Below are 26,842 nucleotides of genomic sequence, written 5' to 3' on the forward strand. Positions count from 1 at the left end.
CCACTTGCAGAGGAAAATCCCATGTCCACAGAAACTCAAAGTCACGTCGCCGATGCTACGCATCCGCAAGTTGGCTTGTTCATCGATGGTGAATGGATTTTTGATCGTCCATCATGTTTCGAAGTCCGCAATCCAAGCACCGAAGCCGTGCTCACTACGGTACCCGGCGCCAACTCCGAAGATTTGAAGCGCGTATTGGTCGCTGCGGAGCGGGGGTTTAAGGTATGGCGAGCGACGCCACCGGTTGAGCGCAACCTTATTATTGCTCGTGCCATCGCTGGCGTGCGTGAGCGCGCCGAGGAAATCGCACAGATCATTACCCGTGAGAATGGCAAGTTGATCGCAGATGCGCGGGCCGAAGTTGAACGCTCGGCGAGCTTCTTTGATTGGGACATGGCGCAGGCGTTACGTGCTTACGGCACCATTGTTCCGGGCGAAGCGCAGATGCAAAAGCTGATTCTACGCCAACCGATCGGGCCGGTAGCTGCCTTCACCCCTTGGAATGTGCCGCTTAGCGCGCCAGGTCGAAAAATCAGCGGCGCGTTATGTTCGGGTTGCTCGATTATCCTGAAGGCTCCGGAAGAAACGCCTGGGGCGGCTGTCGCCATGGTTCAATGTTTCGAGCAGGCCGGCTTGCCCAAGGGAGTCCTGAATCTGGTGTTTGGTAACCCCGCCGAGGTTTCCCTGGCGCTGATTGACTCTCCAGTGACTCGCATGGTCACGCTGACTGGCTCGGTCGGCGTGGGGAAACACCTCAGCGCCTTGGCGGGAGCCGCTATGAAACCGGTGCTGATGGAGCTTGGTGGTCATGCGCCGGTGATTGTCTGTGCTGGGGTTGATGCGAGCGAAATCGGCAAGATGGCGCTCAAAAGCAAGATCCGTATCAATTCTCAGTGGTGCGCCGCGCCGGGACGTTTCCTGGTTCACGAAAGTCTTTACGAGGAATTTGTCGCTGGGTTCGTTGCAGCGGCGCAGCAGGTGCGTGTCGCTGATGGGCTAGACCTCAAGGCAGATATGGGACCCGTCACCAGCGGGCGACGGCTGGCGGCAATGCAGCATTTCGTCGATGACGCGCTCGAGCGCGGTGGCAAGGCTGCCGTGGGTGGTCATCGCGTCGGTGATCGTGGCTACTTTTTTGCGCCAACGCTGCTGGTCGATACCCCGCTCGATTGCGAAATCATGCGCGAAGAGCCGTTTGGTCCGGTCGCGGTGGCCGTCCCGTTCAAGACCCTTGATGAGGCGATCGAAATCTCCAACAGCCTTTCCGTGGGCTTAGCCGCGTTTGCTTTCACCAATACTCTCGAGGAGGCCGAGCGGCTGAGTCGCGAATTGGACCTGGGAGTTCTGTCGATCAACCATTTCGGTGCGCCGGATCCCGATACGCCGTTCGGGGGTATGAGGGACAGTGGGATTGGTCGAGAAGGGGGGCCGTGGAGTCTTGAGTCCTACATGGTCAGCAAGACAGTGCTGCAAAAGACGGTCCGCGTCTAAGCAAGGGGCCCCAGCTTGTGATCAGCGTACGGGGCCGTGATTTTGGTTGCAGCGACGGGAGACCGTTTCATGTCAGAACAGATATTCAATGCGAAACACGTGGCCATAAGCGCCGACATCGTCCATCACTTCTCTGCATTGGCGGCCGGGCTGCGTTACGAAGACTTGCCTGAGGCCGCACGCGAAGCCGCGAAGAAAAGCATTCTCGATACCTTTGGGGTAATGCTCGCCGCGAGCGGGATGGAGCCTGCGGTATTGGGGGTCATCGAGGTGGTCAAGGAGTCTGCAGGTACCCCCCAGGCGTCGATTCTGGGCTTTGGGGGGCGCGTCCCAGCGACGATGGCGGCCCTGGCCAACGGGGCGCTGGCGCACTGCCTGGACTACGACGATCAAACACCTTGGGGGCAGCACGCGGCGAGCTCGATCATTCCAGCGGTGTTTGCCTTGGCCGAACGTAAGGGGGGCGTGACTGGCAAGGACATGATTGCCGCCGTGGCTGCCGGGCAGGACATCTTTGCGCGACTGCGGTGCAATGTCGGTTGGAAGAAAGACTGGAACCTGTCCACTGTTATGGGGGTGTTTGCTGCCACCGCGGCTGCCGGGCGCGTCATGGGCTTCAATGCGAAGCAGACCGCCAACGCCCTGGGCATCGCCAGTATGCAGTGTTCGGGCATCATGGAGATGGTGTGTGGTACGGGTAGCGACCTGCGCGGCTTATATGCCGGCTTTTCGGCCAAAGGCGCAGTGCTAGCAGCGCTCATGGCGGAAAAAGGCGTGCCTGGTATCGATTGTCTTTTTGAAGGCGGGTACGGGTTTTTCAACACCTATTTCGACGGCCGTTACGATCGAGACAAAATCCTTGAGGATATCGGTGTCGACTACAAGGGTAGCGTCACCTTGTACAAGCGCTGGCCCTCGGTGGGTACCGCGCACAGTCATATGAAAGCAATTATCGACATTGTTTCGGACAACGATCTTGCGCCCGACGATATCGCCGAAATCCGGTTGTTCGTGGGCGACTATCACGCGCTCATGTGCGAGCCGCTGGACGTACGCAAGGCGCCGGCGACGTTGGCGGATGCGAAGTTCAGCCTACCTTTTCTCGTCGCGGTTGCAGCTGTGCGTCGTGGCATGAGTGTGCTGGATTTCACCGAGTCGGGCCTGCGTGATACGAAGGTCCTGGCCACCGCCAACAAAATTTCCTTGGTCGCCGATGCGTCACTGGACTGGAAGCTGGAACTGCCACTAGGGCGTGTCGAAGTGGTAGCAGCGGATGGTCGTCGCTGGGAAAGGTCCGGTACCCATATTCCCGGTAATGCGGACAACCCAATGACCTGGGCCGATCTCTGTTCGAAATTCGCCGAATGCGCAGCGGTGGCGGTGAGTCCGTTGAGCTCTCACAGGATTGCAGAAGTCCAGCGGCTGGTGCAGTTACTGGAAGACGTCGAGGATGTTGCCGAGTTGATGCGCACGTTGCAATGACGGGTTGATACCTGCGCAGCCTATTTTGAAGAACCACAAAAATGAGGTCCGTACGATGGAAAGAGTGCACTGCGTAGCTGTAACGCTGGCCAAGCCTGAACATCTGGATGCGGTAAAGGCGGCGCTTGAAGCGTTGATCGAGCCTGTTCATCAGGAAAAGGGCATGATCCAGTATGAAATGTACTGTGATCGCACTGAGCCGAGACGCTTCGTGTTCATCGAGGAATGGGAAACCTACGAGGATTTCGAGGCTCATGTGCACGCACCGCATGTGAAAGAGTTTCTGCGAAAAACAGAAGGTTTGATCGAAGAAAACTTCTTTCATCCTTTGTCCTTCCACAAATAGGCAACAGGTCAAACGAGCCGTTAAGGGCAAGCCCGATGACGTTCAATCGTCACTTCGGGCTTTTCCTGTGTATCTCGAATTTTATTCATATTATGGGATTAAAGTTTTTGTTGTTTGTCTGTTTCTTGCTCGATCCTACAATTTGAGACTATGATCAAAAGCCAGCGCACTCCGAATTGCGCGCAACGCAATCATGGTTTTCACGGGGGCCTGAGGTATTCCGAGGGACCCTTTAACGTAGGATAGAGTGGGTAATGGACATAGAAGCGCTTCAGGGGGAAAACCCGGCCATTGAAGACGAGAGAGAAGAGCATGCTCGCGACGGCGCGAGCAGTCTTACAAAGATGCTCAGCATCCTCGATCTGTTCAGTTCCAATCAGGCTGTGTTATCGACCACTGCCATCATCGAAGCACTCGAAACCTCTCGGTCTACAGGGTATCGCTACATCAAGGCGCTGCACTCTGCAGGTTTGCTAAGTACCGTTGGAAATGGCAACTACGTATTGGGTTCGCGCATTATCGAGCTGGACTTACAAATCCGTAATACCGATCCGCTGCTGCAGGCCAGTAAGGGTGTGCTGGAGGAATTGGTCGATACGATCGGTCACTCGGCGCTCTTGTGTACGGCGTTCAGGGACTCGGTGCTATGTATTCGGGAGCATCGTGCGCCTCTGAGTCCCGAAAATCGCTTTCGACGTGGGCAGCGCAGGCCACTGTTCCAAGGCGCCGTGTCCAAGGTCATCCTTGCTTATTTCCCTCATCATCGGCTCAAAAGCCTTTATAGCCGTGCGCAACCCGATATACAGCGAGCGGGCCTAGGCGACACATGGGAGGAGTTCCGGAGCACGCTCAGCAAAATCAAAAAAGACGGCTATCTCATCACCAAGGGCGAATTCAATCCCGGTGTCTATGGTGTGGCGGCGCCTATTATCAATGAGAGCAATATCGTCTTGGGCAGTATTGGCGTTGCTTGGGATGAAAAGGAGCGGCGCGATGTCGACGTCAAGCGTGCGGTGGTATCTGTCAAGCGCGCGGCGCGAGAGATCTCCAGTCGCCTTGCCCAGGCAGAAGTAAACATCTAGCCGTTCCAACTCAGAGTGAATGGTCTCTCCGACCAGCCAAGGTCATCCTTCTTACGTGAATCCAGGCGCCTGATTCTGGCCGCCTGGATGGGTCGTTACCACTAAGAGAGTTTTGCTCGTAAGCCACCGTCTATCGGTTTACTTCCCTCCCACTGATCGCTTTTCCCGCCCTCCGGAACACCGAGTCTTCGGTGCGCCATTGCGTGCTTGCACCTGTTTTTAACGTAGTCAGACAGGATCGTTCCTGTCTGATCCTACGATATTGAACTCGACGGCAATAAAGTCAGCTATAGATTTATTGTTGATTTATCCCACTATGCGAGATAGTTTTATTTTGCTGTGCGGCATTTTCGCGCACCTTTGCAAGGGCGCAAACCAGCAGAAAGGAGAATGGCAGTTGAAGACCTACGCACATTGGATTGATGGAGCTTACCAAGAGCCGGCGGGGCGCGAATGGATGGACACCCTGGACCCTTATCTGGGCGAGGCATGGGCAAGAATTCCCCTGGGAGTGGCAGTTGATGCCGACGCGGCGGTGTCTGCGGCCAAACGCGCGATGACGTCCGGGCCCTGGGCAAGCATGAGCGCAACCCAGCGTGGAAAAATCATGCGGCGTATCGGTGACCTGACCTTGGAGAATGCTGATCGTCTGGCCGAACTTGAGGTGCGCGACAACGGCAAGTTGCTGGCGGAAATGCGCGGCGCGATCAGCAACGTGGCGGAGATTTGGTATTACTACGCGGGCCTTGCCGACAAGATCCAAGGCTCCGTGATGCCGATCGAGAAAGAAGGCATCGTTGCGATGACTACCCGGGAACCGGTTGGGGTGGTGCTTGCGTTGACTGCTTGGAATGCGCCCTTGAATTTTTTGGCGCTTAAGTGTGCCCCCGCATTAGCCGCAGGTTGCGCAGTGGTGGTTAAACCCTCGGAGTTTTCTTCGGTCAGTTCGCTGGAGTTCGCAGCGCTGACCAAGGAAGCCGGTCTGCCGGACGGCGTCCTGAATGTGGTCACAGGCTTGGGCCTTGGCATTGGCGCTCCGCTCGTTGAGCACCCCGACGTTGCGATGGTCACCTTTACCGGATCTGACGCAACGGGCGCCAAAGTTTACGAAACCGCGGCTCGCCACATGAAACGAGTCGCTCTGGAGCTGGGCGGCAAATCACCCAATATCGTTTTCGCCGATGCGGACCTGGAGCTAGCTGTGGCCGGAGCTGTCTCCGGTATCTTCGGCGGCGGCGGCCAGATGTGCACGGCCGGCTCCCGGCTATTGGTTCAAAATTCTATCTTGGAGGCTTTTACCGAGCAGTTAATTGCCGGTGCGCGTTCGGTAAAATTGGGCAATCCGATGGACCCGGCCACCCAGATGGGACCCATGTCCACCGCTCCGCAATATCAGAAAGTGCTCAATTACATCGAGATAGCCAAGGCAGAAGGAGCGCGCTGCGTATTCGGCGGTCAGCCTGCCAGTGGGCCGGGCATTCGCGGCGGTCAGTTCGTCGAACCGACGATTTTTACCCACGTATCCAATTCGATGCGCATTGCTCAGGAAGAGGTATTCGGCCCGGTGCTGTCCGTCATCGGCTTTGAGGACGAGGCTGAAGCTGTCTCCATCGCCAATGACATTGCTTATGGGCTGACAGCTGGGGTGTGGACCCGTGACATTGGTCGCGTGTTTCGCATGGCCAAGGCGCTCGAGGTCGGAACGGTCTGGGGCAACACATACCGCACCTACAGCTACACGATGCCCTTCGGCGGCATGAAAAAGTCCGGCATAGGACGGGAGATGGGCATCGAGGCGGTGGATGAGTTCCTCGAAACCAAAAGCCTGATGATTTCCATCGCAGATGCACGCCCGCAAAACAACTTCATTCCGCGTTGAGCCGGCTGATAGCAGCATGAGCGAGTGACGACATCAGCGCTCATGACTGTTTGTCCTTACAGAACAAAAAAGGAAAACAAGAAAATGACCGATAAGGCTTCTCATCAATCCAGCCACGCCCGTCTGGACGGACGGCGAATCGTAATCACTGGCGCTGCATCGGGTATCGGGCGAGCGACAGCGGAGCGCTTTCTAGTGGAAGGGGCCAGCGTCGCGTTGCTTGACAGGAATGGCGAGGCATTGAACTCGGCGTTCAAGGGCAGGGGCCATTGCTTCGCTGTCGATATCAGCGACGAGAAGGCTGTAGCGCAAGTCACTGAGCAAGCGGCGCGGGACATGGGCGGTATCGACGGCGTCGTCAACGCCGCCGGGATCATGGGCAAGGGCTCCATCCTTGAAGTACCTGCCGATGAGTTTCGTCAACAGATCGAGATCAACCTGGTGGGCACCTACATCGTTTCGCGCAACTGTCTGCGATGGATGACGGATGAGCCCTTTGCAACGATCGTGAACATTGCCTCAGCGGCGGGCCTGCTACCCAATGCGCCGGGCCTTACCGCCTATGCGGCATCCAAAGGTGGAGTGATCAACCTGACACGATGCATGGCAGCGGAGTTGGCGCCACGGGTGCGGGTCAACAGCGTCTGCCCAGGCATGGTGGACACGCCGATGGCGGACGGCTACCGGGCCAACGTCAGCAATTACGCACTCAAGCGTTTGGCCGATGCATCGGAGATCGCCGCGGCCATCCTCTTCTTGACCTCTACGGAATCTTCCTACGTCACCGGTACGGCGTTGGCCGTTGACGGTGGTCGTTCCTTTCATTGAGAGGTAGCGACATCAGGGCACGTGGGTGCCGGCTGGCAACGTGCCCGCCAGCTGGATCGATCATCAGTGAGTGAAGTATCCCTGGATGCCGTCTTTCGCGATGGAAGGCGGCCGTCTTACGGTCATCACAAGGACAATAAAAATGGCAGGTACAGACTCCTTTGGCCAGACGGCCGACTCATCTCCGCGTTACGCAAAACCTATTGAAGAACAACATCCGATCCGCCCCTCGGACGCAACCTTGTCGGCTGAAAAGGCTCGTCGAAAATCGCTGATTCGAGGCGTGCTGGGGGTTTCGTTCGAGTATTACGATTTCGTCGTCTATGCGACGTTCGCTCCTTATTTTTCCAGGTTGTTTTTCCCTCAGGACAGCGCGCTTGCCGCGTCGCTCAATGTGCTCGGCATTTTCGCCATCGGCTTTCTCGCGCGGCCGGTTGGAGCGATGCTGGCCGGCAGACTGGCGGACCGTTTCGGACGCAAGCCGATCATGCTGTGCGCCTTGATGCTTGCCACCCTGGGCAGCTTGGTCATCGCCTGCGCCCCGACCTACGGTTCCATCGGGGCCACTGCGGCGTTTGTGCTTGTGGCGGCTCGGCTGATGCAGGGGCTTGCCCATGGGATGGAGAGTATCTCGGCGTTCGTCTATGTGGGCGAAATGGCCGACCCTAAATGGCGAACGCTGCAGAGCTGCGCTTATCCGATCGGACTGATTCTTGGCATCATCCAAGGAACGCTGTTCGGCGCGATCCTCAGCTCGGTCCTCAGTGCAGAAGACATGCAGGGCTGGGGCTGGCGCATTCCCTTCGCGATTGGCGTTCTGTATGGGCTTTTGACGGTATTCCTGCGCCACGGAATGGACGAATCGTCCACCTACGAGGATGCCAAGCACCAGGCGAATCTCGAGGATAACGGCTATTGGCGAAATGTCTGGCGATACAGAAAGACGGTGCTGATCTTGTTCCTGATCTGGCCCGCCAATTATGTCGCTTCATACACCATGCTCGTAACCTTTGGCGATTACGCCATCACCATGCTTGGGGCCAAGCCAAAGGATGCCTATTGGGCGGTCCTCGTCGCGCAGGTCATGTACCTGTTCATGTTGCCCGTCTGGGCTTATATCTCTGACCGTCGCGGGCGGCGCTTCAACTACACAGTTGGATTCGGGGCCATTTTCCTGCTCGTTTACCCGCTACAACATTTTTTACTGGGTCCAAGCTTTCTGCAGATTCTGCTGCCCATGGCGATCGGCTTGTTCTTCTTCGCGGCGGTGGCCTCCACTGAGGTCGCCTTTATGAGTGAACTGGTCCCCAACCGGGTCCGGGCCCAGGTGATCAGCATTCCCTCGTCTGTTTCAGCCGTCATATTCGGCGGAACCGCGCCCTACATGAAGTCATGGCTGACGGCATATGTTTCGCCCAATGCCTTTATTTTCTACTTCATGACGCTGGCACTTATCGCGGTGTTGGCTGTGCGGTTTCTGGTGAAAGAAACCCGCGGGCGGGATTTGGCAAGCTGAACGAAGAGGAAAATTCTTGGGACCGTGGTGTATGTCAAAAGCGCTTACGTCCCTGTGTTTTATTCACTCATATCCAAAGTACGCAGGCCCAGGCACTCCACTCCAAAAATAAGTACAGAGGTGTTGTTCCATGCAGAAATCGACCTTAGTAGCCCTTGCCATAGCGCTGACTTCCGGATTGTCACTGGCAGATAATTCGGACACCTTACCCACGTTGAACTACCCGACCCAGGGCCAACAGTTCTACGCCACAGCCGCAGCAGAAAAGGATCTGCTTACAATCACCGCGCAGCCTTGGTTCAAAGTGACGGACGAGGCATGGCAACTGGAAGGACCCGCCTTCGATCGCCAAGGCAATCTGTTATTTGTGGAAGTATTAGGCGGACAGGTACTGAAGGTCGACACTCAAGGCCAGCTTCAGGTGGTGGTGGCGAAAAACGCGCGTGGTTCTGCGGGCCTCGCCATACACAAGGACGGGCGCTTGTTTGTCGCCGGGCTGGGGAATTACGTCGATACAGGCAATCTTACGGTCTACGATGCCAACGGTAAAAAACCTGAGGTGATTATCGACGCGAATAAGGGTTTCCTGGTCGATGATCTGGTATTCGATGCTCACGGCGGCTTCTACTTTACCGACCTTAAGGGCACCTCCACGGAGCCCACTGGCGGCGTATATTACGTGCCAGCCGATCACAAGAGCATTGTGCCAATCCTGCCTAATATGGCGAACGCCAACGGCATAGCTCTCTCTCCGGATGGGAAGAGATTGTGGGTCACAGAGTTTGGTACGGGGTTGCTGCACCGCGTTGAGCTAAAGGACGCACAGTCAATTGCGCCGTTCGGGGCGGTGGTGGTTTACCGCTTCCATGGGCCGTCGCCTGACTCGATGAGGGTGGATGCAGACGGCAACGTCTATGTCGCGCAATACAGTCAGGGGCGCGTACTGGTACTTAATCCCAACGGTCTACCAATCGGACAGATTCTGCTACCGGGTAGAGAAACGGGGCATTTCCTGTTCTCTACCAGCATGGCTCTCAAGCCAGGCACCCGGGAAGTGTATCTTGTGGCGAACGACGGTGATCGGGGGCAAGGGTCGATGATTTTCCGGGCGCGAGGGTTTGCGCAGGCACTTCCACTGTTTTCCCATCAGTAAAGGGGGGCATGAGCTGGAAGCGGCTTTGTTGAGTGCCCGCTTCCAGTTTGACTAGCGCCCAAGTGAGTGGGTAAACAGCAACTTGGTCATGCTTTAGCGTGGGATGAAATTGTTACCCGGACGCGCATCTGCAATCGAGATCATGAGACTTTTCGTCTCCAGGAACTCGTCGACGGCTTCGATCCCCATTTCGCGACCGATGCCTGAACGCTTCATGCCTCCAAACGGCATCATGTAGCTGTAGGTGCGGTAAGTGTTACCCCAGACGGTTCCAACCTCCAGTGCTTTGGACATCCTGAACAATCGTCCAGTATCGCGCGTCCAAACGCCTGCAGCCAATCCGTAAGGGATGTCGTTCGCGATCGAAATAGCTTCGGCTTCGTCTTCGAAGGCAATGACGGACAAGACTGGACCGAATACTTCTTCCTGGGCGATACGCATACCGTTTGAAACGCCGACAAATATTGTGGGCTCGACAAATTGGCCGCCCGTGAGGCCGGGTCCGGTTGCGGGCTTGCCACCCAGAATGCAATGCGCCCCTTCGCCCAGGGCGATCTCGATGTATTCCAGTACTTTTCGGTATTGTGGTGCGGTGGACATGGGACCCATTTGGGTGGCTGGATCCATGGGGTTACCGAGCCTCACGGACCGAGCGCTTTCGAGCAACCGCTCAGTGAAGGTTTCAAGAATCGAACTCTGCACCAACAGGCGTGAGCCTGCCGTGCACATTTGACCTCCGCCACCGAAGATACCGGAAACCGCCCCGGCAACGGCCAGCTCCAGGTCAGCGTCTTCGAAGACAATATTAGGCGATTTACCGCCCAGCTCCAGGGCGACTCGTTTCATATGGCGAGCAGCAGTTTCGTATACCTTTGTCCCGGTCAGATCAGAGCCGGTGAAGGTGACCATCGCAACGTCCGGGTGCTCGACGAGGGGCGCGCCGATATCCGAACCAAGTCCGGTTACCACATTGAGGACGCCATCCGGCAATTAAGGCACGGCAGAAATTAATCCGGTCTGCAGATCGCCAAGGCCAAATTCCTTGATGATCCTGGGAAGGAAAAAGCTTACGCCATAGGCGCCTACGACGATCGCGAAGTTGGCCAGCCCCAGCAGCAGAACCCGTGCGCTGGTCAATGCACGAAACAGGCTGTCATGGGGCAAAGGAGGGCAGGCGTCGGCATCCTCGGCCAGACGTGCAGCCAACGCTTGTTTCTCTTGAGGAGATAGCCAGGTTGCGTCGTGGGGGCGATCGGTCAAATACCGAAGAACGACGAACGAAAGAACAATCGCCGGCAGCGCCTCGAGAAAGAACATCCAGCGCCAGCCTGGAATGCCGAGGGTTCCGTCGAGCTCCAGAAGCACACCGGAGACCGGCCCCCCGAGTGATAGCGATATTGGAGCTGCGCACAGAAACGTTCCCATAACCCGGGCGCGATAACGGGCGGGGAACCAGAGTGTCACGAAGTAAGTGATTCCTGGGAAAAATCCTGCCTCTGCTGCGCCTAATAACAGGCGCAGAGCATAGAACTCCGTATCCGTGGTAACGAAGGCCATGGCCCCGGACATCAGGCCCCAGGTAAATAATATTCTCGCTATCCAACGTCGTGCACCATAGCGGGCCAGCATCAGATTGGAGGGGATCTCGAATAAAAAATAAGTCAGGAAAAACAGCCCGGCACCCAGCCCAAACGCGGCAGCGGTGAGGCCGATGTCTTTGCTCATGTGAAGTGCGGCGAATCCTACGTTTGCGCGATCCAGATAAGCGACGAAATAGCAGACAATCATTAACGGCATCAGTCGCCGAAATGCCTTTTTTGCCGCGGTGTCATCGGCAGTTGTCATGGTGTTCTCCCTTATTATTATTCAGCGTTGTTCTGCGCAGCGCCTGGATTGCTTAGGTCTTCTAAGGCTCTTTTTGGGGCCGCGATTCGCATGCGTATTGTTCGCCGGGCTGACGGCACTCTCCCTGCGTTTCTGATAGATAAACGCCATCGGGAGGTGCCGGTTTTAGCCCGGCGTTACACCGGCGGAATGCAGGCGGTCTGGCCTCCGTCGACGCTGACCACCGCTCCAGTCATGAAGCTTGCGTCATCGGTCAGCAGGAACGCGGCGACTGCTGCGATCTCTTCTGGTTCGCCTTCGCGACCGATCGCGTGCGCTGCTCGAATGCGCTTGGTCTTCTCGGGGTCTTCGAACATATAGGCGGTGAACGGAGTGCGGATCATCCCAGGTGCAATGGCATTCACGCGGATTCCGAAGGCTCCGAGTTCCGCGCCCATGGTGCGGGTGATGCCGGAAACGCCAAACTTCGACGCGACATAGGGCAAACGATTCGGAACGCCGAGGATGCCGGCACCTGAGGAAATGTTGACGATCGCGCGCGGGCTCTTGTCGTCTCGGACCGCGCGTGCGAAGGCTTGGCACATCAAGAACGTGCCATCCAGATTCACCGCCATCACTCTCTTCCAGTTTTCCAGATCGCAGTCGAGAACGTTGCCGACACCTTTGATCCCGGCACAATTGATCAGCCCATGCAGGTTGCCCAACTTGTTTTGAGCTTCAGCGACAAATGTTTTCGCCTGCTCGGGATCAGATACATCGAGTGCTGCTGCGTAAACCCGCTCGGGTTCATCGAACCGAGCCGCTATATCGTTGATTCGAGCCTGATCGATGTCCGCGATTGCGACGCTTGCACCTTCGTCGTACAAGCGTTGCACGCAAGCCGCGCCAATCCCGCTGGCTGCGCCCGTTATCAGAACTGCTCTGCCTTCGAACCGTTTCATGAATGCACCTCTTATTGTTGGATGAGTGACTAGATTTCAACGTTGGGAAAAGCAGTCGAACGTCCGGCTGCCGAGGAGGAAGCCTTTGCGGTTAGCTCAGTGCGTTCAGCAATTTGGCGCAGTCGTCCAAAGACTCCAGATTTCGCGCCATCTGCACAGCCGCATCGATGGCATCCGGTGCCACAGGATGTGCAGCGACCGAAGCGCAGTCCCGGAATTTTGAAATCAGTCGATCCCAGGGCAATGGCGTTTCCGGGCTGCCCGGGACGTTGTCGCCCTTGCGTTGCAGCCGTCGGCCGTCGCGCATGAGGATTTCCAGGCGGCCATCGGGGATCGTCACTTTCCAGTCCAGATCACTGTCCTCAATCGGAACGATTTTTTGCGCTAAAGCGAGCACTTCCGGATCGGCCAAGGCTGCCGAATTGAAATCGCTGATTCGGATTTCCCCGCGTGCCAGGGCCAAGGCAACGCAGTAAGGAAGACTGAATTTCGCATCCACGAGAGTTTTCGGGGCGCGGCGCACGTCGAGGGGAGTGCACATGCGCATATGGAAGTCGCCCACGTAGGCGTAGATCTGCTCGATCTCGCTGGCCTTGAGGGAATGTTCACGCATCATTTCAATCGCTGCGTGAATATAGGTATGCACGTTGCCGACCGCAGGCCGGCTTTGTAGATCATCGAAGCGCCAAAAAATGTCTTGCCCAGTCCTTCAACCATTTTGGCGCGATCATATTCGCCGCCGAAGTAGACGTTGAAAATGCCGGCCTTGCCTTCGAACAGATCGTTGATTCCAGTTATCCCTCGCTCCGCCATCAGCGCTGCAAGCACTGCGCCTTGGGCTGTGAACCCTGCGTACATGCCGCGCAGATCACTGCCGATACCGAAGATGACTTCCATTGTCCCGGCAGACTGCATGCTCGCAATGCCGAGGGCATGAGCAAGTTGTTTTGCATTCAGTCCCAGAATCTGGCCCGCAGCTGCGGCGGCGGAAAACACTCCGAGGACAGAGGAGAGGTTCCAATCCTGCTTCCAGCGCACGTTGCATCGCAGCCGGACGAAAAGGTCCTCGCCCAGGGCTACCGCAGTGATCAGGTCCATGCCGCTGACACCGCCCTTGTGCTGTGCGATGGCGAGAACGGCAGGTACCACGGAACTGTCAGGGTGCGCACCCCATGGGGTCTGGTTGTCGTAATCCAAGCAGTGGGCCATTACCCCGTTGGCGAAGGCGGCCATCGGGGCAGGAACTTTGCTGTTGAATCCCAGGACGGAGCAGTCTGGACGTCCGCCGCCGTTCAGCACGATATCGGCTACGCCTTGGACTGCAGGCTCCATTCCGCTGCCGGCAAGGATGACGCCCAAGGTGTCCAGAATGGATTTTTTGGCCGCCTCAATGGCTTCAGCAGGTAGATTTTCATAGCGGGTATTAGCGACATGACGCGCAATTTCATGGCTTAAATCGATCGTTGACATAGTGGCGCTTTCACTCGGGGAAATTGTTATTGGGACCTTCCTTGAGCACCTGTGCAGCCCGTCCGTGGGCTTAGTGAGCGCCTTCAATCTGCCGGTGAGACTTACAATCAACAAGCAATGAATTACGGACTATCATTAAGCAAAACTGGATAATCAAAGGGCCGCCCGATGCCGCATCCACGTTTCACCCCGCGTCAGCTGGCTGCGTTCGTTGCTGTGGCGCAGGCAAGAAGTTTTCGCAAAGCTGGTGAGCAACTGAGTCTTTCAAGTTCTGCGGTCAGCCAGTTGGTAGGTGATCTGGAGTTGGCTCTAGAGCTTCGTTTATTTGATCGAACGACGCGCAGCGTCGTCCTTTCCCCGGCAGGTAGGGAGTTTCTTCCTTCAGCCACGAGCGTTCTCAAACACATGCAATTGGCACAGAACGCCGCTGACGACATCTGCAACAGGGCTTCAGGTGTCGTTCGGATTGCAGCTCCACTGATCATGGCCAGTTCGGTGCTTCCAGCGTTGATCAAGGAGTACACCCGGACGCGGCCTAAGCTTGTAATTCGTATACGCGACGCACCCGTGGATGGCCTGGTAGATAGGGTGAGCAATGCAGACGCCGATTTTGCTATCGGCGCAGATCAGCCGGTGGGAGATGACATTGTGCGCAAGGATCTTTTCAAGAGTCCCTGGGTGCTGTGGTGCTCGGCAAGCCATCCGCTCGCGGGATATCAAAGCATTCCGTGGAGCCAGTTAAGGCATCAACCGCTTGTTGTCGCGGGTCGCGACTATGAACGCACCGTCGCGCTCACTCACGGGGGACAGTTCGAGCAAGGACGAATCATCCCCGTGGACATTGTTGAGAATGTCAGTACGGCGTTGGGGATTGCAGCACAGGGCATGGCAGCCACACTGGGCCCGGCATACGTGGGATTACTGGCCCGACTACTCGGGTTGACGATGCGGCCGATTGTTCAGCCGGAAGTCACCAGGCAGGTGTGTATTTACCATTCAAGCACACGTGCGATGTCTCCGGCAGCACAAGGTTTCTGTGAGTTTTTGGAGGAGCAGCTCAAAGGCAACGACGAGCTGGGGGTAGGAGGCGTTTGGCGATTGAGGTGACGCGTTTTCGAGGCGAACATGAGCCTTCGCGCATCACGAATTGGCAGGGTTGATATGTGGTCAGCAAAATAGCCGTCGTAGGGCTTCGGGCGCATAACGCGCCCGCGCTTTTAGAGAATGGCGAGGCCTATTGGCTTACAGGCCGCCCAGCGCCATGTATTTAATTTCGAGGTATTCCTCGATACCGTTATGGCCGCCTTCCCGACCCAGGCCGCTTTCCTTGACACCACCAAAAGGTACTTCAGGGGTGGAGATCAAGCCTTCGTTGATACCGACGATGCCGTACTCCAAAGCTTCCGCCACACGGAAAACGCGGCCCAGGTCTCGGGCGTAAAAGTAGCTCGCCAGGCCAAACGGTGTGTCGTTTGCTAGATCGATCGCTTCTTTTTCAGTCGAGAAGCGGAACAGCGGGGCGACCGGGCCAAAGGTCTCATCGCGGAAGATCAACGCATCTTTCGGCACATTGGCCAGCACAGTAGGTTGGAAGAAGTTGCCACCCCTTGCGTGTCGGGCACCACCAGTGATGACCGATGCACCTTTGGCCAGGGCATCGTTGATGTGCTGTTCGACCTTGAGCACTGATGCCTGGTTGATCAGCGGTCCTTGGGTGGCTCCCTCTTCCATGCCATCCGCCACGAACAAGGCTTCCACGGCGACTTTCAATTTTTCGGTGAAGGCATCGTAGACGCCATCCTGAACCAGAATGCGGTTCGCACATACACAGGTTTGGCCGGTGTTACGGAACTTGGACGCCATGACGCCTTTGACCGCCTCATCCAGGTTCGCATCGTCGAAAACGATGAAAGGCGCATTGCCCCCGAGCTCCATGGATGTTTTCTTGATGGTCTTGGCGCATTGCTCCAGCAGCACACGGCCCACTTCGGTCGATCCGGTGAAAGACAGCTTGCGTACGATCGGGTTGCCGGTCAGTTCGCCACCGGTCGCACCTGAAGGGCCGGTGATGACATTACAAACGCCTTTGGGCATGCCGGCGCGCTCGGCGAGCACTGCAATGGCAAGGGCAGAAAAAGGCGTCTGCGAGGCGGGGCGAATAATCCCGGTGCAGCCTGCCGACCAGCCGGGGCCAGCTTTACGGGTGATCATCGCTGACGGGAAATTCCATGGTGTGATCGCAGCGAAAACCCCGATCGGCTCTTTGGTGATCAAGACACGCCGGCCCGGCACGTGCCCAGGCATGGTTTCGCCATACACGCGGCGCCCTTGCTCGGCAAACCACTCCAGGAAACCAGCCGAATATTCGATCTCTCCCTTGGCTTCCGCCCAGGGTTTGCCTTGCTCGGCCGTCATGATGGTAGCCAGGTCGTCTTTGTGGATCAGCATCAGTTCGCCGATTCGACGAATGATTGCGCCACGAGCCTTGGCAGTCATGGCGCGCCAGGCCGGGAGCGCTGCTCCGGCGGCCTCGATTGCCCGGCGGGTTTCTTCCGCGCCCATGGATGGGACAGTGCCTACGAGCTCACCTGTCGAAGGATTGCGTACCTCAATCACGGCACCGCTATCGGCGGACACCCACTGACCGTTGATGTAGTTCTGGTTTCTCAGCAGCTCAGGGTCGTTGAGGGTGATCTTATTGTTTGCATTAGACATTGGAGTATCCCTTGAATAATTATTTGCAGTCCTATCCGACCGCAGCGCTGTTTACGAGCTGCTCACAGCACAAGCCGCGCGGCTATCGTCTTTAGAATTGCGGGAAGACCACACAAAGCAGCTCGGTTGGTTCGAGCGCGCGCATGGCGACGGGACCTTCGTTTGCCAGCAATTCAAAGCCGGTCTCAGGGCCATATTCATCATTGCCAACGGCGAGTCGGCCTTTTGTGAGATAGAGAACCTGGAGGGAAGGGTGCTGGCCGGCCCCGAACACAGCGTTTGCGTCCAGTCGAACAAAACCGATGCGCATGTTTCGTTCGGTAAAGGTGCCGAGCCACTTGACCGAGACACCTTCCGAACCTTCTGGCAGCCAGTCAAAGGCATCGGGGTTCATTGCGATCACATCGGTATAGCGAGGCTCGGCGAACTGCAATTTGCGCCCGGTCGCATGTTCGAAGCAGGCATCGGAGCCGTCCATGCTTTGCTCGTTGCCGTTCTCATCCTTCCAGTAGTAAAGGCCTTTCCTGAACTCGCCTTTCTCGTTGAGGATCGCATTTGTCGCTTCACGCTGGGCGACGCTCAGGTAGCCGAAGCCGCTGGCGCCGCCGAGTTGCAGCACGAGCGTCTCAAGCCCCTCGGAACGATCTTGAGGACCGTAGGGAACGCTTTCCGGGAAGTAACCCACCCAGCCTTGTTTGAGAAACTGGTTCTCGCCGTAAGGCAGGACGCCTTTGATGACGTAGCGGATCTGATCGAAATTATGACGATGGCGTGGCGTTCTCCAGCCCCCGGAGCCAGCCCGACCCATGTTCAAGTCGTAGTTGTTGGGTGAACCGTCTTCGCCAAACAGCAGATGCTTTTGCGCGAGCTTGCCTTCACGCATGGTTCCAACCATTTCACTGTTCGTGTCTGCAGCCTTGCCTACTCGCATTTTTCATTCCTCGTTTAACTGAATGTTGGTCGTGGCTGGATTATTCAATCCTGTCAGCGGGATGTTTTTCGGCGCCCGTGTAGTGATGGGAACCCCAAGATCGATTTGTGATCACGGATTAAATATATCCCGCACTGTGAGATATGGTCAAATTTTGAATTGGGCGGGATGACAAGCTGGCGTTGTCGGCTTTTTCATTGGTGCTTCAGGGTAGAGATGAGCTCTATAAAGGCGGTATGAGCGGGAGTAGGGGCGTTAATAAAGCTTTTTTAGTCGGAATCCAAGGATGTCGATTTGCTTGACAAATCCCACAATTCGACATAATTCTATTCGCAGGTTGGTGGTTTCATCGTTTTGCATCAATCGTCGATGACCGGGACTTTTGGGGGGAGGGCGGGCAGTTGCCGGTCAGCCCCCTTGATCAGCGGTTGAGGGCGAGCAGGATGTTTGGGTTCTGCCAGGGCCAAGCGTGACTCACAACAACTTAAAAAAAGGTCCCTGTGGCCTCACAAAAAATTCAATCCAGGAATAGACATGAGCGAATCATCCATTACCCACGCCCCCGCCGACTCCGGCGTTCCGCTGCAGGCCCGTGATTTCAGCGTCAAGGAACTGGTTGTGATCATCACCGGTGCGGGCCAGGGCATTGGCCGAGAACTGGCCCGGCAGTACGCGGCGGCAGGTGCCTTTCCGGTTATCGCTGATCTGAATCTCGACAAGGCGGCTTCGGTCGTGCAAGAAATTGAGGTCGCGGGTGGTCAGGCCTTGGCAGTGCAAGTCGACGTGGGTGACAAGGCCTCGGTTGACGCCATGGTCGCGCAGGTCCTGAAGGTTCATGGGCGTATCGACGTCTTGATCAACAATGCATCCATTTTCGCAGCCTTGGAAAAATGCGCGTTCGATCAAATTCCATATCAACAATGGCAGAAGGTCCTGCACGTCAATATCACTGGGACCTATCTGTGCGTATGCGCCGTTGCTCAGGCCATGCGTGACGCGAAATTCGGCCGAATCATCAATATTTCCTCAGACGCCGTGCCCCGCGGCACGATGAATTACCTGCACTACGTCACGTCGAAATCGGCGCTGATCGGCATGACCAACTCGCTTGCTCGAGAGCTCGGACCACACGGCATCACTGTGAACTGCATTCGTCCCGGTAGCGTTGCCACGGAAGTGGAGCGGGTCGCCAATCCCACAGTTGAGCTGCGTCAGCGCGCGGCAGCCTTGCAGTGCATTCCCCGTGGAATGCTGCCCACCGACCTTGTCGGAATCATGTTGTTCCTGGCCACCCCGGCGGCGTCGTTCATCACCGGCCAGACCATTGCCTGTGATGGCGGCTACACCCACAGCAGCTGATTCCAGACGCTCGCCGCATACCAGTTGGAGGCACCCGCAAGATGAAGGATTACGCCAAGTTCTATATCGACGGTGAATGGGTAGAGTCCGCAACGCCCCATCGGCAGGAGTTGATTGACCCGACCACTGAAGAGGTGTTTGCGACAGTCGCCATGGCGACCGTTGAGGAGGTGGACACCGCGGTTGCCGCGGCTCGACGGGCATTCAAAAGCTACTCGCAGTCTTCCCTCGATGAGCGTTACGACCTGATCAACCGCATCATCGAAGCCTACGAACTGCGCGTCGATGATTTTGTCCTGGCCATTGCGCAAGAGGTGGGTATTCCTCGTAGCGCTCGGGCTCAGGTCATGGGGCCAATCGAACACATGAAGGTGGCTCGGGACCTGCTGAAAACCTATGAGTTCGAAGCTCGGATTGGCAACACGATCGTTCGCCGCGAACCCCTGGGCGTGTGTGCGCTGATCTCACCGTGGAACTGGCCAATTCAGACAACCGTCATCAAGTTGATCTATGCGTTGGCCGCTGGTTGCACGGTCGTGTCCAAGTCCAGTATCAATTCTCCGGTCAGCGCTATTTTGCTGACAGAGGTGCTGGATGCCGCGGGCGTACCCAAGGGCGTTTTCAACATGCTCAACGGCTCGGGGCGAGTGATTGGCGAGGCGATGTCGAGGCATCCCGATGTCGACATGGTTTCCTTCACGGGCTCGACCGGTGCCGGTGCGCAGGTAGGCGAGGCAGCTGCACGCACCATCAAGCGCGTGTGTCTGGAGCTGGGCGGGAAGTCGGCGAATATCGTGCTGCGAGACGCCGATCTCGAAAAGGCCGCACGTTGGAACGTACAGCGTTGCTTCTTCAATACGGGGCAATCGTGCCACGCACCGAGCCGCATGCTGGTGCATGAAAGCCAAGTGGAGCAGATCATTCCGTTCCTGGCTGACGAAGCAAACCAGTTCCGTCTAGGGGATCCGCGTGATCCTTCCACAACGATGGGCCCGATTGTCAGCCAGGCTCAATTCAATAGCATTCAGCGTCACATCCAGGCGGGAATCGATGAAGGTGCACGGTTGATCGCTGGCGGTCCGGGACGCCCCGAAGGCTTTGAGCGTGGCTTCTTCACTCGCCCTACCGTGTTTGTCGACGTGACGCCGGACATGAGTATTTGCCGCGAAGAGATTTTCGGACCGGTCCTGGTGGTGGTGCCCTATTCCTCCGAGGCGCAGGCACTGGAAATCGCCAATGACTCGCCTTATGGATTGGGTGGCTATGTATTTGGCGGGGACCGGCGCAAAGCCTATGAGTTTGCCAGCGGCCTGCGGGCCGGGCGTGTTTGCTTCAATGGCGCGGCGACTAACTCTTTGACCCCAATGGGGGGTTACAAGCAATCCGGAATCGGTCGCTCGATGGGGGTATTTGGGTTGGAAGAGTACCTGGAAATCAAGTCGGTCTATGGCTTTGAAGAAGAGGCCGCGACGCTACCGTCATTGAAGGCCTGATACCCATGCTCCATCCAGGGCCACGGCACTACTGTGCACAGCCCTGGCAATAGTGCAGTGCTTGCCTATGAATCTTTTCAGAGAACAAAAACATGAATGCTTCGAATGCGTCACTCAGAAACGGGGTCAAAGAAAAGCTCGCCAGGGGCGAGACGGTGTATTCGATGACATCTCGGCTCGTCAGAACCTTTGACATCGCCAGCATTGCCTATACGGCAGGTTTCGATTCGATCTACATCGACATGGAACACAGCAGCTATTCCCTGGAAGCTGCTGGGCAAGTATGCATGGCGTGTCTCGGTCTGGACGTAACTCCATTCGTGCGCGTGCCCAGCACAGACCCGCACTTCATCGCGCGCGTGCTTGACTCCGGCGCCTTGGGCATCATTGTTCCAAGTGTGCAGTCGGCGGAAGATGCCAGGGCTATCGTACGAGCGGCCAAGCATGCCCCGCTGGGCGAACGGTCGGTGGCCGGCGCGCCGCCGCAATTTCACTATCGATCCCTGCCCGCAGTAGACGCTACGCAGCAACTCGACGACGCGACGATGATTATTGCCATGATCGAATCGTTGGAAGGTCTTGAAGCGGTTGAGGAAATCGCAGCAGTAGAAGGCGTCGACATCCTGCTGGTGGGGGCCAACGACCTCAGCAGCGCCCTCGGTGTGTCTGGCGAGATGGACCATGAACTGGTGCGTAACGCCTACAGGCGCGTGTTGAATGCCTGTCTGGCGAACAATAAGGTTCTCGGTGTAGGAGGGTTGGGCAGCCGGCCCGACTTGATCAAAGAGCTCGTGGCGTTGGGCGCACGATATGTTTCAACCGGCAACGACATCTCATTTCTTCTCGCGGCGGCGATACAGAAACGCCAACAGTTTGCATAACCCGGCTGATCTGCAGCTAAGCCTCAACAACTATCGGTACTGCACGAACGTAGGGTGACTCAAGGCGTCCGTGCGTGATGCCTTGATTCGCCCGCTGGAGTGCGTGCAGCGGAGCAGAAGAATGAAAGTTTGCATTTACGGAGCCGGCGCTGTCGGCGGGCATATTGCAGCGAGACTTGCTGAGGGGGGAGCCGAGGTTTCTCTGGTCGCTCGGGGAGAGCATTTGGCTGCTATCCGCGCAAATGGATTGCGCGTGGAAACAAAGGATGGCGTTTTCGTGAGTCAGCCAGTGGCCACCGATGATCCCTCATCGCTGGGTCGACAGGACGTCGTGGTTGTATCGGTCAAGGCACCAGCGCTTCCCGGGATTGTGGCAGGTATCAAGCCATTATTGGGCGATGAAACGTTGGTGTTGTTCGCCTTGAATGGCATTCCCTGGTGGTACCTGCAAGGCCAAGGAGGAATGCTTGAGGGGGCATCACTTCCTCGGATCGATCCGCAATCGCTCCTGACGGCTGCCATTGCCCCCGAGCGCGTAGTGGGTGCGGTCGCTTATACCGCTTGCACGGTTACCGCGCCGGGAGTGATCAAGGCGGAAAATCCACGTAACCGGCTCATTCTCGGGCGCCCGGATGGGAAATCGGATGCGCGCCTGGATGCTTTGGCCGAGTGTTTGATCAGAGGGGGGCTGGAAATTGAAGTCACCGACAGGATACGGGACGCTATCTGGACTAAGCTGGTCATCAATCTGACGGGTGGATCGCTGGCCATTCTGACTGCGTCGACGATGAAGCAAGCGCTGGCTAGCCCAGCAATTTCGAAAACTGCCCAGGCTATGGCAAACGAGGCTGCCTCGATTGCTCGGAAGCTGGGATGCGACCCGGGAGATGTCGAGGAGGGGCTTCGTCGATTGGCCGTTTCGACGCATAAACAAAGCATTCTTCAAGACCTCGAGCTGGGGCGCTCAATGGAAGTCGACACGATACTCAGGGCCCCGCTGGAGCTCGCACGGCTGGCTGATGTCGAGACGCCTGCGCTTGATCTGGTGGTTGACCTGGCTGTGCAGCGGGCGAAAGCCGCCGGTCTGTACGACAACTAAGTTCGGTAAAGCCCGCGCCGATGCCCGGCGCGGCAACCTCATTAGTGATTGGTATGAGTCGGTCTCTACTGATCGGGACCTGCCCCTGAGTGCCCCTGCATGGCACTTTCAGATGCGAAGAAGGAAGAGGCTCAGAGCGTCGGTGACTATCCGGGGTACCGTAACTCATCGATTAGAACCTGCATCGCCCGAGACTTCTCGCGCTCGCTTGAGTAGTAAAGGTGCAGTCCCGGAAATGTTCTCCACCAGGCTTCCATGACAGGGACCAGGGTGCCATCAACCAGATGGGGATGGGCGATGTCCTCGGGAACATAGGCCAGTCCGAAACCCGATACAGCGGCATCCAAAATCTGATTGATGCCATTGAATACGAGCCTGCCTTTGACTCTCGTATTGATTTCCTGGCCGTCTTTTTCCAGCTCCCACGCGTACAGGCCTCCACGTGTTGGCAGGCGCATATTTATACATTCATGTTCCATGAGGTCCTGAGGTCTGGTGGGCATGGCACGAGACTCCATGTAGGACGGCGCGCCCACCATTACAAAACGCATGTCGGGAGCGATACGAACGGCTTCGATCCCGTTTGCCAATCCGTCCCCGAGCCGGATGCCAAAGTCGAAATGGTCGGCCACGATGTCCGTCAAGCCATAGTCGATAACGACTTCTACACTTATTTGTGGGTATTTCGGCAGGGCTTGCGCCAATTTCGGCCAAAGAACCGTTTCGATGACATGGTCGGTTGCGGTGATGCGAATGTTACCGGCGGGGGTGTCGCCAAGTTCGGCCACGGCGATCAGTTCGGTTTCGATTTCCCGTAACCGCGGTTCAACGGTATTGAGCAGACGTTCACCGGCCTCGGTAACGGATACGCTGCGGGTCGTTCGAGTGAGCAGACGTACCCCGACCCGAGCTTCCAGTCTCTGGATGCTATGACTGAGCATCGATTGAGAGATTCCCAGCTGGGAGGCCGCTCGCGTGAAACTTTGCTCTCGTGCAACTGCAATGAGCGCGAGCAGGTCGCTGTAGTGTTCCTTTGCCATTCATCATTCTCTGCGTGGGGGCGAATACTGTATCAGCTCAAGCGCCCGCGCCAAGGATCTATGTTCATGAGCTGGCCATGCCGATCGTGTAGGGGATTAATCAATTTGGATCATACCTCTATTCGCCGTCGAGCCTTTCACCCGAACGCCATCCGTGTTTTTAATCGAAAAAATAGCAAGAGGCCTTTCATGAGAATCGGAATCCTGGGCTCCGGCCGAATGGGCAGTCATCTGGGCACCATGTTCGCCCGGGTTGGCCATGAGGTCTCCTTCAGTTACTCGCGTAATCAGCAGAAACTTTCCGATCTGGCTGCGTCGGCAGGTAAAAATGCACAGGCCAGCACACCGGCAGACGCGGCATTAAATGCTGACTTGGTCCTCCTGGCTGTGCATTGGCTTCAAGTGCCTGACGTCCTCAGCCAGGTGGATGACTTGAGCGGCAAAATCGTCATGACCTGCTGCAATCCTTTAAACGAAGAGGACACCGAGCTTGTCATCGGCCACACGATTTCCGGTGCGGAAACGCTGGCACAGATGATACCTGGGGCCCATGTCGTTGCGGCCTTCCAGTCGACGCCCAGTGAAGTTCTGTTCGATGTGTTCGCGGCCAGGGGCGAGGCGTTACGTCCCAGTTTGATCTTCTGTGGCGAGGACGAAGCCAGTAAAGCCACAGTTTCGGATCTTATCAGTCAGGTGGGCTTTGATCCGGTGGACGCTGGGGCTCTGAAGGTTGCCCGTTATATAGAGCCTTTCGCGATGCTCTCCGCAGTGTTGGCTTACGAAACGGACCAGGGGCCCGAATGGGCTTATCGCTTCGAGCGTTTTGACAGGTTGTTCAAAGGCACTTCCCGCGTCGGGAAATAGCGGGAGGAGCGGGTACATGCAGATTTATGATTACATCGTTGTCGGTGCCGGTTCTTCGGGCTGTCCGGTTGCGCGCGGTTTGTCTGACGATCCCCGGAACAACGTCCTGCTTATTGAGGCGGGACCTGCTTCAGATCGTTTCTGGGTCAATACGCCCGCGGGAATGGGCAAGCTCTATTTCAATAAGTCATTGAACTGGAATTTCCGCACCTCGCCAATGGAGAAGCTTCAAGGGCGTCGGATGTACTGGCCTAGGGGCAAATTGCTCGGTGGATCCAGCTCCATCAACGGCATGGTATTCATCCGAGGTCACCAAAAAGATTTTGACGGCTGGCGTGCCTTGGGCAACCCAGGCTGGGGGTATGAAGATGTCTTGCCGTATTTCAAAAAGATGGAGCACTTTGAGCGGGGCGGCGATGAATATCGCGGAGCGAATGGTCCGCTATGGATCAGTGATCCGGTCGTCAAAGAAAAGAGTAGCTACGATTTTATAGAGGCCGCTAACCGTATCGGTATCCCGGTGACCGAGGACATGAACGGCGCCTTGCACGATGGCGTAGGTTTCATGCAGCACAACATCCAGGACGGGCAACGGATGTCGACTTACCGGGCATTTATCGAGCCTGTCATTGAACGGCCGAACCTGACGGTTCGAACCGGATGCGAGCTGCAGCGCGTTTTATTCGAGGGGCGTACCGCTGTCGGTATAGAGGTTTTGAAGAGTGGCCGTTTGGAGCGTATCTATGCGGCGCGCGAAGTGATTCTGTCAGCAGGCTCGCTGAAGACACCGCAGATGCTGATGTTGTCCGGCATCGGCCCAAGGGCTGAACTGGAAAAACACGCAATTCCCGAAGTTCTGAATTCCCCAGGAGTAGGGCAAAACCTGCAGGATCATTTTTATATTCACACAGCCTTCCGTTGCACCCCAGACAGTTCGTACAACGCCAACCTCGTAGGCCTGCGAAAGTACTGGGAAGGCTTCCGTTACCTGATGACCCGCAAAGGGTATCTTGCCCTTGGCTCTTCCCAGGTCGCGGCGTTTGTTAAAAGTAGCCCGGACGAGGACTACGCTGATCTCCAAATCAGCTTTCGGCCCATGACCTTTCAATACTTCCCTGACGGCACGGTTGACGTTGAAAAGCATCCCGGGCTCGGGGTGTCGGTCTATCAGTTGCGTCCCAGCACCACGGGAACAGTGACGCTGCGCTCAACCAACCCGTCTGACCCGGCCGATTACACACCAAATTTCCTGAGCAGCGATTACGACATCAATGCCGTGATCAGTGGTGTGCGCTGGATACGCAAAATCATGAACAGCGAGCCCATCAAGTCTCGCGTGGTTTCGGAAGAATTGCCGGGGCCCCACATTCGTACCGATGAAGATATCTACAACTATCTGGTCGAAACCGGCAATTCGGCCCACCACCAGGGCGGCACCTGCAAGATGGGTAACGACGCGATGGCGGTGGTGGACGAACGACTGCGTGTCCGCGGTATCGAGCGACTGCGGGTGGTGGATGCCTCGATCATGCCATTCATCACGTCGGGCAACACCAATGCGCCGTCCATCATGATTGGTGTGAAAGCCGCCGACCTGATTCGTGAAGATGCAATGGCTCGCCGGGCAAGCAGTTCGCCGGTCGAAACTGTTGGTTGAATCGGCGGGTACCGTGTTGCCACCTGTCACGAAAATCCTCACCGAATAACAACAACTGGAGGCACCAGCAAGATGCACGATTACGCGAAGTTTTATATCGACGGTGAATGGGTAGAGGCCGCGACCTCCCAGCGCCAGGAATTGATTGATCCGACTACCGAAGAAGCGTTTGCCACGGTCGCCATGGCGACCGTTGAAGAGGTGGACACTGCCGTGGCCGCAGCTCGGCGTGCATTCAAAAGCTATTCGCAGTCTTCCCTCGATGAGCGTTACGACCTGATCAACCGTATCATCGAAGCCTACGAATTGCGCGCCGATGATTTTGTACAGGCCATTGCGCAAGAGGTGGGTATTCCCTGCAGCGCCCGTGCTCAGGTCATGGGGCCAATCGAACATATGAAGGTCGCTCGCGACCTGTTGAAGACGTACGAGTTCGAGGCGCGAATTGGCAATACGATCGTTCGCCGTGAACCCCTGGGTGTCTGCGCACTGATCTCGCCTTGGAACTGGCCGATCCAGACAACCGTCATCAAGCTGATCTATGCGCTGGCCGCCGGTTGTACAGTCGTATCCAAGTCCAGTATCAACTCTCCGGTCAGCGCTATTTTGCTGACAGAGGTGCTGGATGCCGCGGGCGTACCCAAGGGCGTTTTCAACATGCTCAACGGCTCGGGGCGAGTGATTGGCGAGGCGATGTCGAGGCATCCCGATGTCGACATGGTTTCCTTCACGGGCTCGACCGGTGCCGGTGCGCAGGTAGGCGAGGCAGC

24 protein-coding genes are annotated in these 26,842 nt (G+C 56.8%); 16 read left to right on the forward strand and 8 right to left on the reverse strand.

The features are described from left to right. Positions 1 to 21 precede the first annotated feature (21 nt). The 8 genes from Q6A51_RS23285 (at position 22) to Q6A51_RS23320 (ending at position 9,777) form a co-directional block, all read left to right on the forward strand. The gene (locus Q6A51_RS23285; RefSeq protein WP_048392963.1) at positions 22 to 1,491 is read left to right on the forward strand and encodes an NAD-dependent succinate-semialdehyde dehydrogenase; all 1,470 of its coding nucleotides are present in this window, start codon (positions 22 to 24) and stop codon (positions 1,489 to 1,491) included. A gap of 69 nt (positions 1,492 to 1,560) precedes the next feature. Beyond that, the gene (locus Q6A51_RS23290) at positions 1,561 to 2,973 is read left to right on the forward strand and encodes an MmgE/PrpD family protein (protein ID WP_048392965.1); all 1,413 of its coding nucleotides are present in this window, start codon (positions 1,561 to 1,563) and stop codon (positions 2,971 to 2,973) included. 55 nt (positions 2,974 to 3,028) lie between these two features. Further along, complete coding sequence (locus Q6A51_RS23295; RefSeq protein WP_048392967.1) at positions 3,029 to 3,319, forward strand: putative quinol monooxygenase; 291 nt, start codon at positions 3,029 to 3,031, stop codon at positions 3,317 to 3,319. A 254-nt stretch (positions 3,320 to 3,573) separates the two neighbouring features. Further along, positions 3,574 to 4,401: an IclR family transcriptional regulator gene (locus tag Q6A51_RS23300; protein ID WP_053078266.1), complete on the forward strand. Its 828-nt coding sequence runs from the start codon at positions 3,574 to 3,576 to the stop codon at positions 4,399 to 4,401. 301 nt (positions 4,402 to 4,702) lie between these two features. Continuing rightward, positions 4,703 to 6,280, forward strand: a complete 1,578-nt coding sequence (locus Q6A51_RS23305) for an aldehyde dehydrogenase (protein WP_304575831.1) — start codon at positions 4,703 to 4,705, stop codon at positions 6,278 to 6,280. Between the two features lie 84 nt (positions 6,281 to 6,364). Next, positions 6,365 to 7,108: an SDR family NAD(P)-dependent oxidoreductase gene (locus Q6A51_RS23310; protein ID WP_304575832.1), complete on the forward strand. Its 744-nt coding sequence runs from the start codon at positions 6,365 to 6,367 to the stop codon at positions 7,106 to 7,108. Positions 7,109 to 7,250: 142 nt separating this feature from the next. Beyond that, a complete protein-coding gene (locus Q6A51_RS23315; RefSeq protein WP_048392973.1) occupies positions 7,251 to 8,624 on the forward strand; it encodes an MFS transporter in 1,374 nt (457 codons plus the stop codon). A 130-nt stretch (positions 8,625 to 8,754) separates the two neighbouring features. Next, the gene (locus Q6A51_RS23320) at positions 8,755 to 9,777 is read left to right on the forward strand and encodes an SMP-30/gluconolactonase/LRE family protein (RefSeq protein WP_304575833.1); all 1,023 of its coding nucleotides are present in this window, start codon (positions 8,755 to 8,757) and stop codon (positions 9,775 to 9,777) included. Between the two features lie 93 nt (positions 9,778 to 9,870). On the opposite strand, the gene Q6A51_RS23325 is transcribed toward Q6A51_RS23320, so the two are convergent. From Q6A51_RS23325 to Q6A51_RS23345, 5 genes are all read right to left on the reverse strand, one after another. Next, complete coding sequence (locus Q6A51_RS23325) at positions 9,871 to 10,767, reverse strand: aldehyde dehydrogenase family protein (RefSeq protein ID WP_304575834.1); 897 nt, start codon at positions 10,765 to 10,767, stop codon at positions 9,871 to 9,873. Next, complete coding sequence (locus Q6A51_RS23330) at positions 10,768 to 11,622, reverse strand: MFS transporter (RefSeq protein WP_304575835.1); 855 nt, start codon at positions 11,620 to 11,622, stop codon at positions 10,768 to 10,770. It abuts the gene before it with no gap. A 176-nt stretch (positions 11,623 to 11,798) separates the two neighbouring features. Further along, a complete protein-coding gene (locus Q6A51_RS23335) occupies positions 11,799 to 12,563 on the reverse strand; it encodes an SDR family NAD(P)-dependent oxidoreductase (RefSeq protein WP_048392982.1) in 765 nt (254 codons plus the stop codon). Between the two features lie 91 nt (positions 12,564 to 12,654). Then, positions 12,655 to 13,179 (reverse strand): hypothetical protein, encoded by a 525-nt coding sequence (locus Q6A51_RS23340; RefSeq protein WP_304575836.1) that lies wholly within the window; start codon positions 13,177 to 13,179, stop codon positions 12,655 to 12,657. Continuing rightward, positions 13,176 to 14,033, reverse strand: coding sequence for an MmgE/PrpD family protein (locus Q6A51_RS23345; RefSeq protein ID WP_304575837.1), 858 nt, complete (start codon positions 14,031 to 14,033; stop codon positions 13,176 to 13,178). The genes Q6A51_RS23340 and Q6A51_RS23345 overlap by 4 nt, the downstream gene beginning before the upstream one ends. 168 nt (positions 14,034 to 14,201) lie before the next feature. Between Q6A51_RS23345 and Q6A51_RS23350 the strand changes: the two genes are divergently transcribed. Then, positions 14,202 to 15,140, forward strand: a complete 939-nt coding sequence (locus Q6A51_RS23350; protein ID WP_095058170.1) for a LysR family transcriptional regulator — start codon at positions 14,202 to 14,204, stop codon at positions 15,138 to 15,140. A gap of 135 nt (positions 15,141 to 15,275) precedes the next feature. On the opposite strand, the gene Q6A51_RS23355 is transcribed toward Q6A51_RS23350, so the two are convergent. Together Q6A51_RS23355 and Q6A51_RS23360 are read right to left on the reverse strand one after the other, a co-directional pair. Then, positions 15,276 to 16,727, reverse strand: a complete 1,452-nt coding sequence (locus Q6A51_RS23355) for an NAD-dependent succinate-semialdehyde dehydrogenase (protein WP_235868230.1) — start codon at positions 16,725 to 16,727, stop codon at positions 15,276 to 15,278. Between the two features lie 112 nt (positions 16,728 to 16,839). Further along, positions 16,840 to 17,679 carry a hypothetical protein gene (locus Q6A51_RS23360; protein ID WP_048392990.1) on the reverse strand — a complete coding sequence of 280 codons (840 nt, stop codon included), beginning with the start codon at positions 17,677 to 17,679 and terminating at the stop codon, positions 16,840 to 16,842. A 534-nt stretch (positions 17,680 to 18,213) separates the two neighbouring features. Here Q6A51_RS23360 and Q6A51_RS23365 point away from each other — a divergent pair. The 4 genes from Q6A51_RS23365 (at position 18,214) to Q6A51_RS23380 (ending at position 22,511) form a co-directional block, all read left to right on the forward strand. Next, positions 18,214 to 19,038 (forward strand): SDR family NAD(P)-dependent oxidoreductase, encoded by an 825-nt coding sequence (locus Q6A51_RS23365; RefSeq protein WP_048392992.1) that lies wholly within the window; start codon positions 18,214 to 18,216, stop codon positions 19,036 to 19,038. Between the two features lie 41 nt (positions 19,039 to 19,079). Further along, positions 19,080 to 20,531: an aldehyde dehydrogenase family protein gene (locus Q6A51_RS23370; RefSeq protein ID WP_304575838.1), complete on the forward strand. Its 1,452-nt coding sequence runs from the start codon at positions 19,080 to 19,082 to the stop codon at positions 20,529 to 20,531. A 92-nt stretch (positions 20,532 to 20,623) separates the two neighbouring features. After that, a complete protein-coding gene (locus Q6A51_RS23375; RefSeq protein ID WP_048392996.1) occupies positions 20,624 to 21,412 on the forward strand; it encodes an HpcH/HpaI aldolase family protein in 789 nt (262 codons plus the stop codon). Between the two features lie 121 nt (positions 21,413 to 21,533). Continuing rightward, on the forward strand, positions 21,534 to 22,511 hold the full coding sequence (locus Q6A51_RS23380; protein ID WP_095058173.1) for a ketopantoate reductase family protein: 978 nt from the start codon (positions 21,534 to 21,536) through the stop codon (positions 22,509 to 22,511). Between the two features lie 146 nt (positions 22,512 to 22,657). On the opposite strand, the gene Q6A51_RS23385 is transcribed toward Q6A51_RS23380, so the two are convergent. Then, complete coding sequence (locus Q6A51_RS23385; protein ID WP_048392999.1) at positions 22,658 to 23,551, reverse strand: LysR family transcriptional regulator; 894 nt, start codon at positions 23,549 to 23,551, stop codon at positions 22,658 to 22,660. A gap of 189 nt (positions 23,552 to 23,740) precedes the next feature. Between Q6A51_RS23385 and Q6A51_RS23390 the strand changes: the two genes are divergently transcribed. The 3 genes from Q6A51_RS23390 to Q6A51_RS23400 all read left to right on the forward strand — a co-directional run. Further along, a complete protein-coding gene (locus Q6A51_RS23390) occupies positions 23,741 to 24,415 on the forward strand; it encodes an NADPH-dependent F420 reductase (protein ID WP_048393001.1) in 675 nt (224 codons plus the stop codon). A 16-nt stretch (positions 24,416 to 24,431) separates the two neighbouring features. Beyond that, a complete protein-coding gene (locus tag Q6A51_RS23395; protein ID WP_095058174.1) occupies positions 24,432 to 26,072 on the forward strand; it encodes a GMC family oxidoreductase in 1,641 nt (546 codons plus the stop codon). A gap of 72 nt (positions 26,073 to 26,144) precedes the next feature. Further along, on the forward strand, positions 26,145 to 26,842 hold a 698-nt coding region (locus Q6A51_RS23400), incomplete at its 3' end, for an aldehyde dehydrogenase family protein (RefSeq protein ID WP_304575839.1).

Source organism: Pseudomonas serbiensis (genome assembly GCF_030580745.1).
GTDB classification, from domain to species: Bacteria; Pseudomonadota; Gammaproteobacteria; order Pseudomonadales; family Pseudomonadaceae; genus Aquipseudomonas; species Aquipseudomonas serbiensis.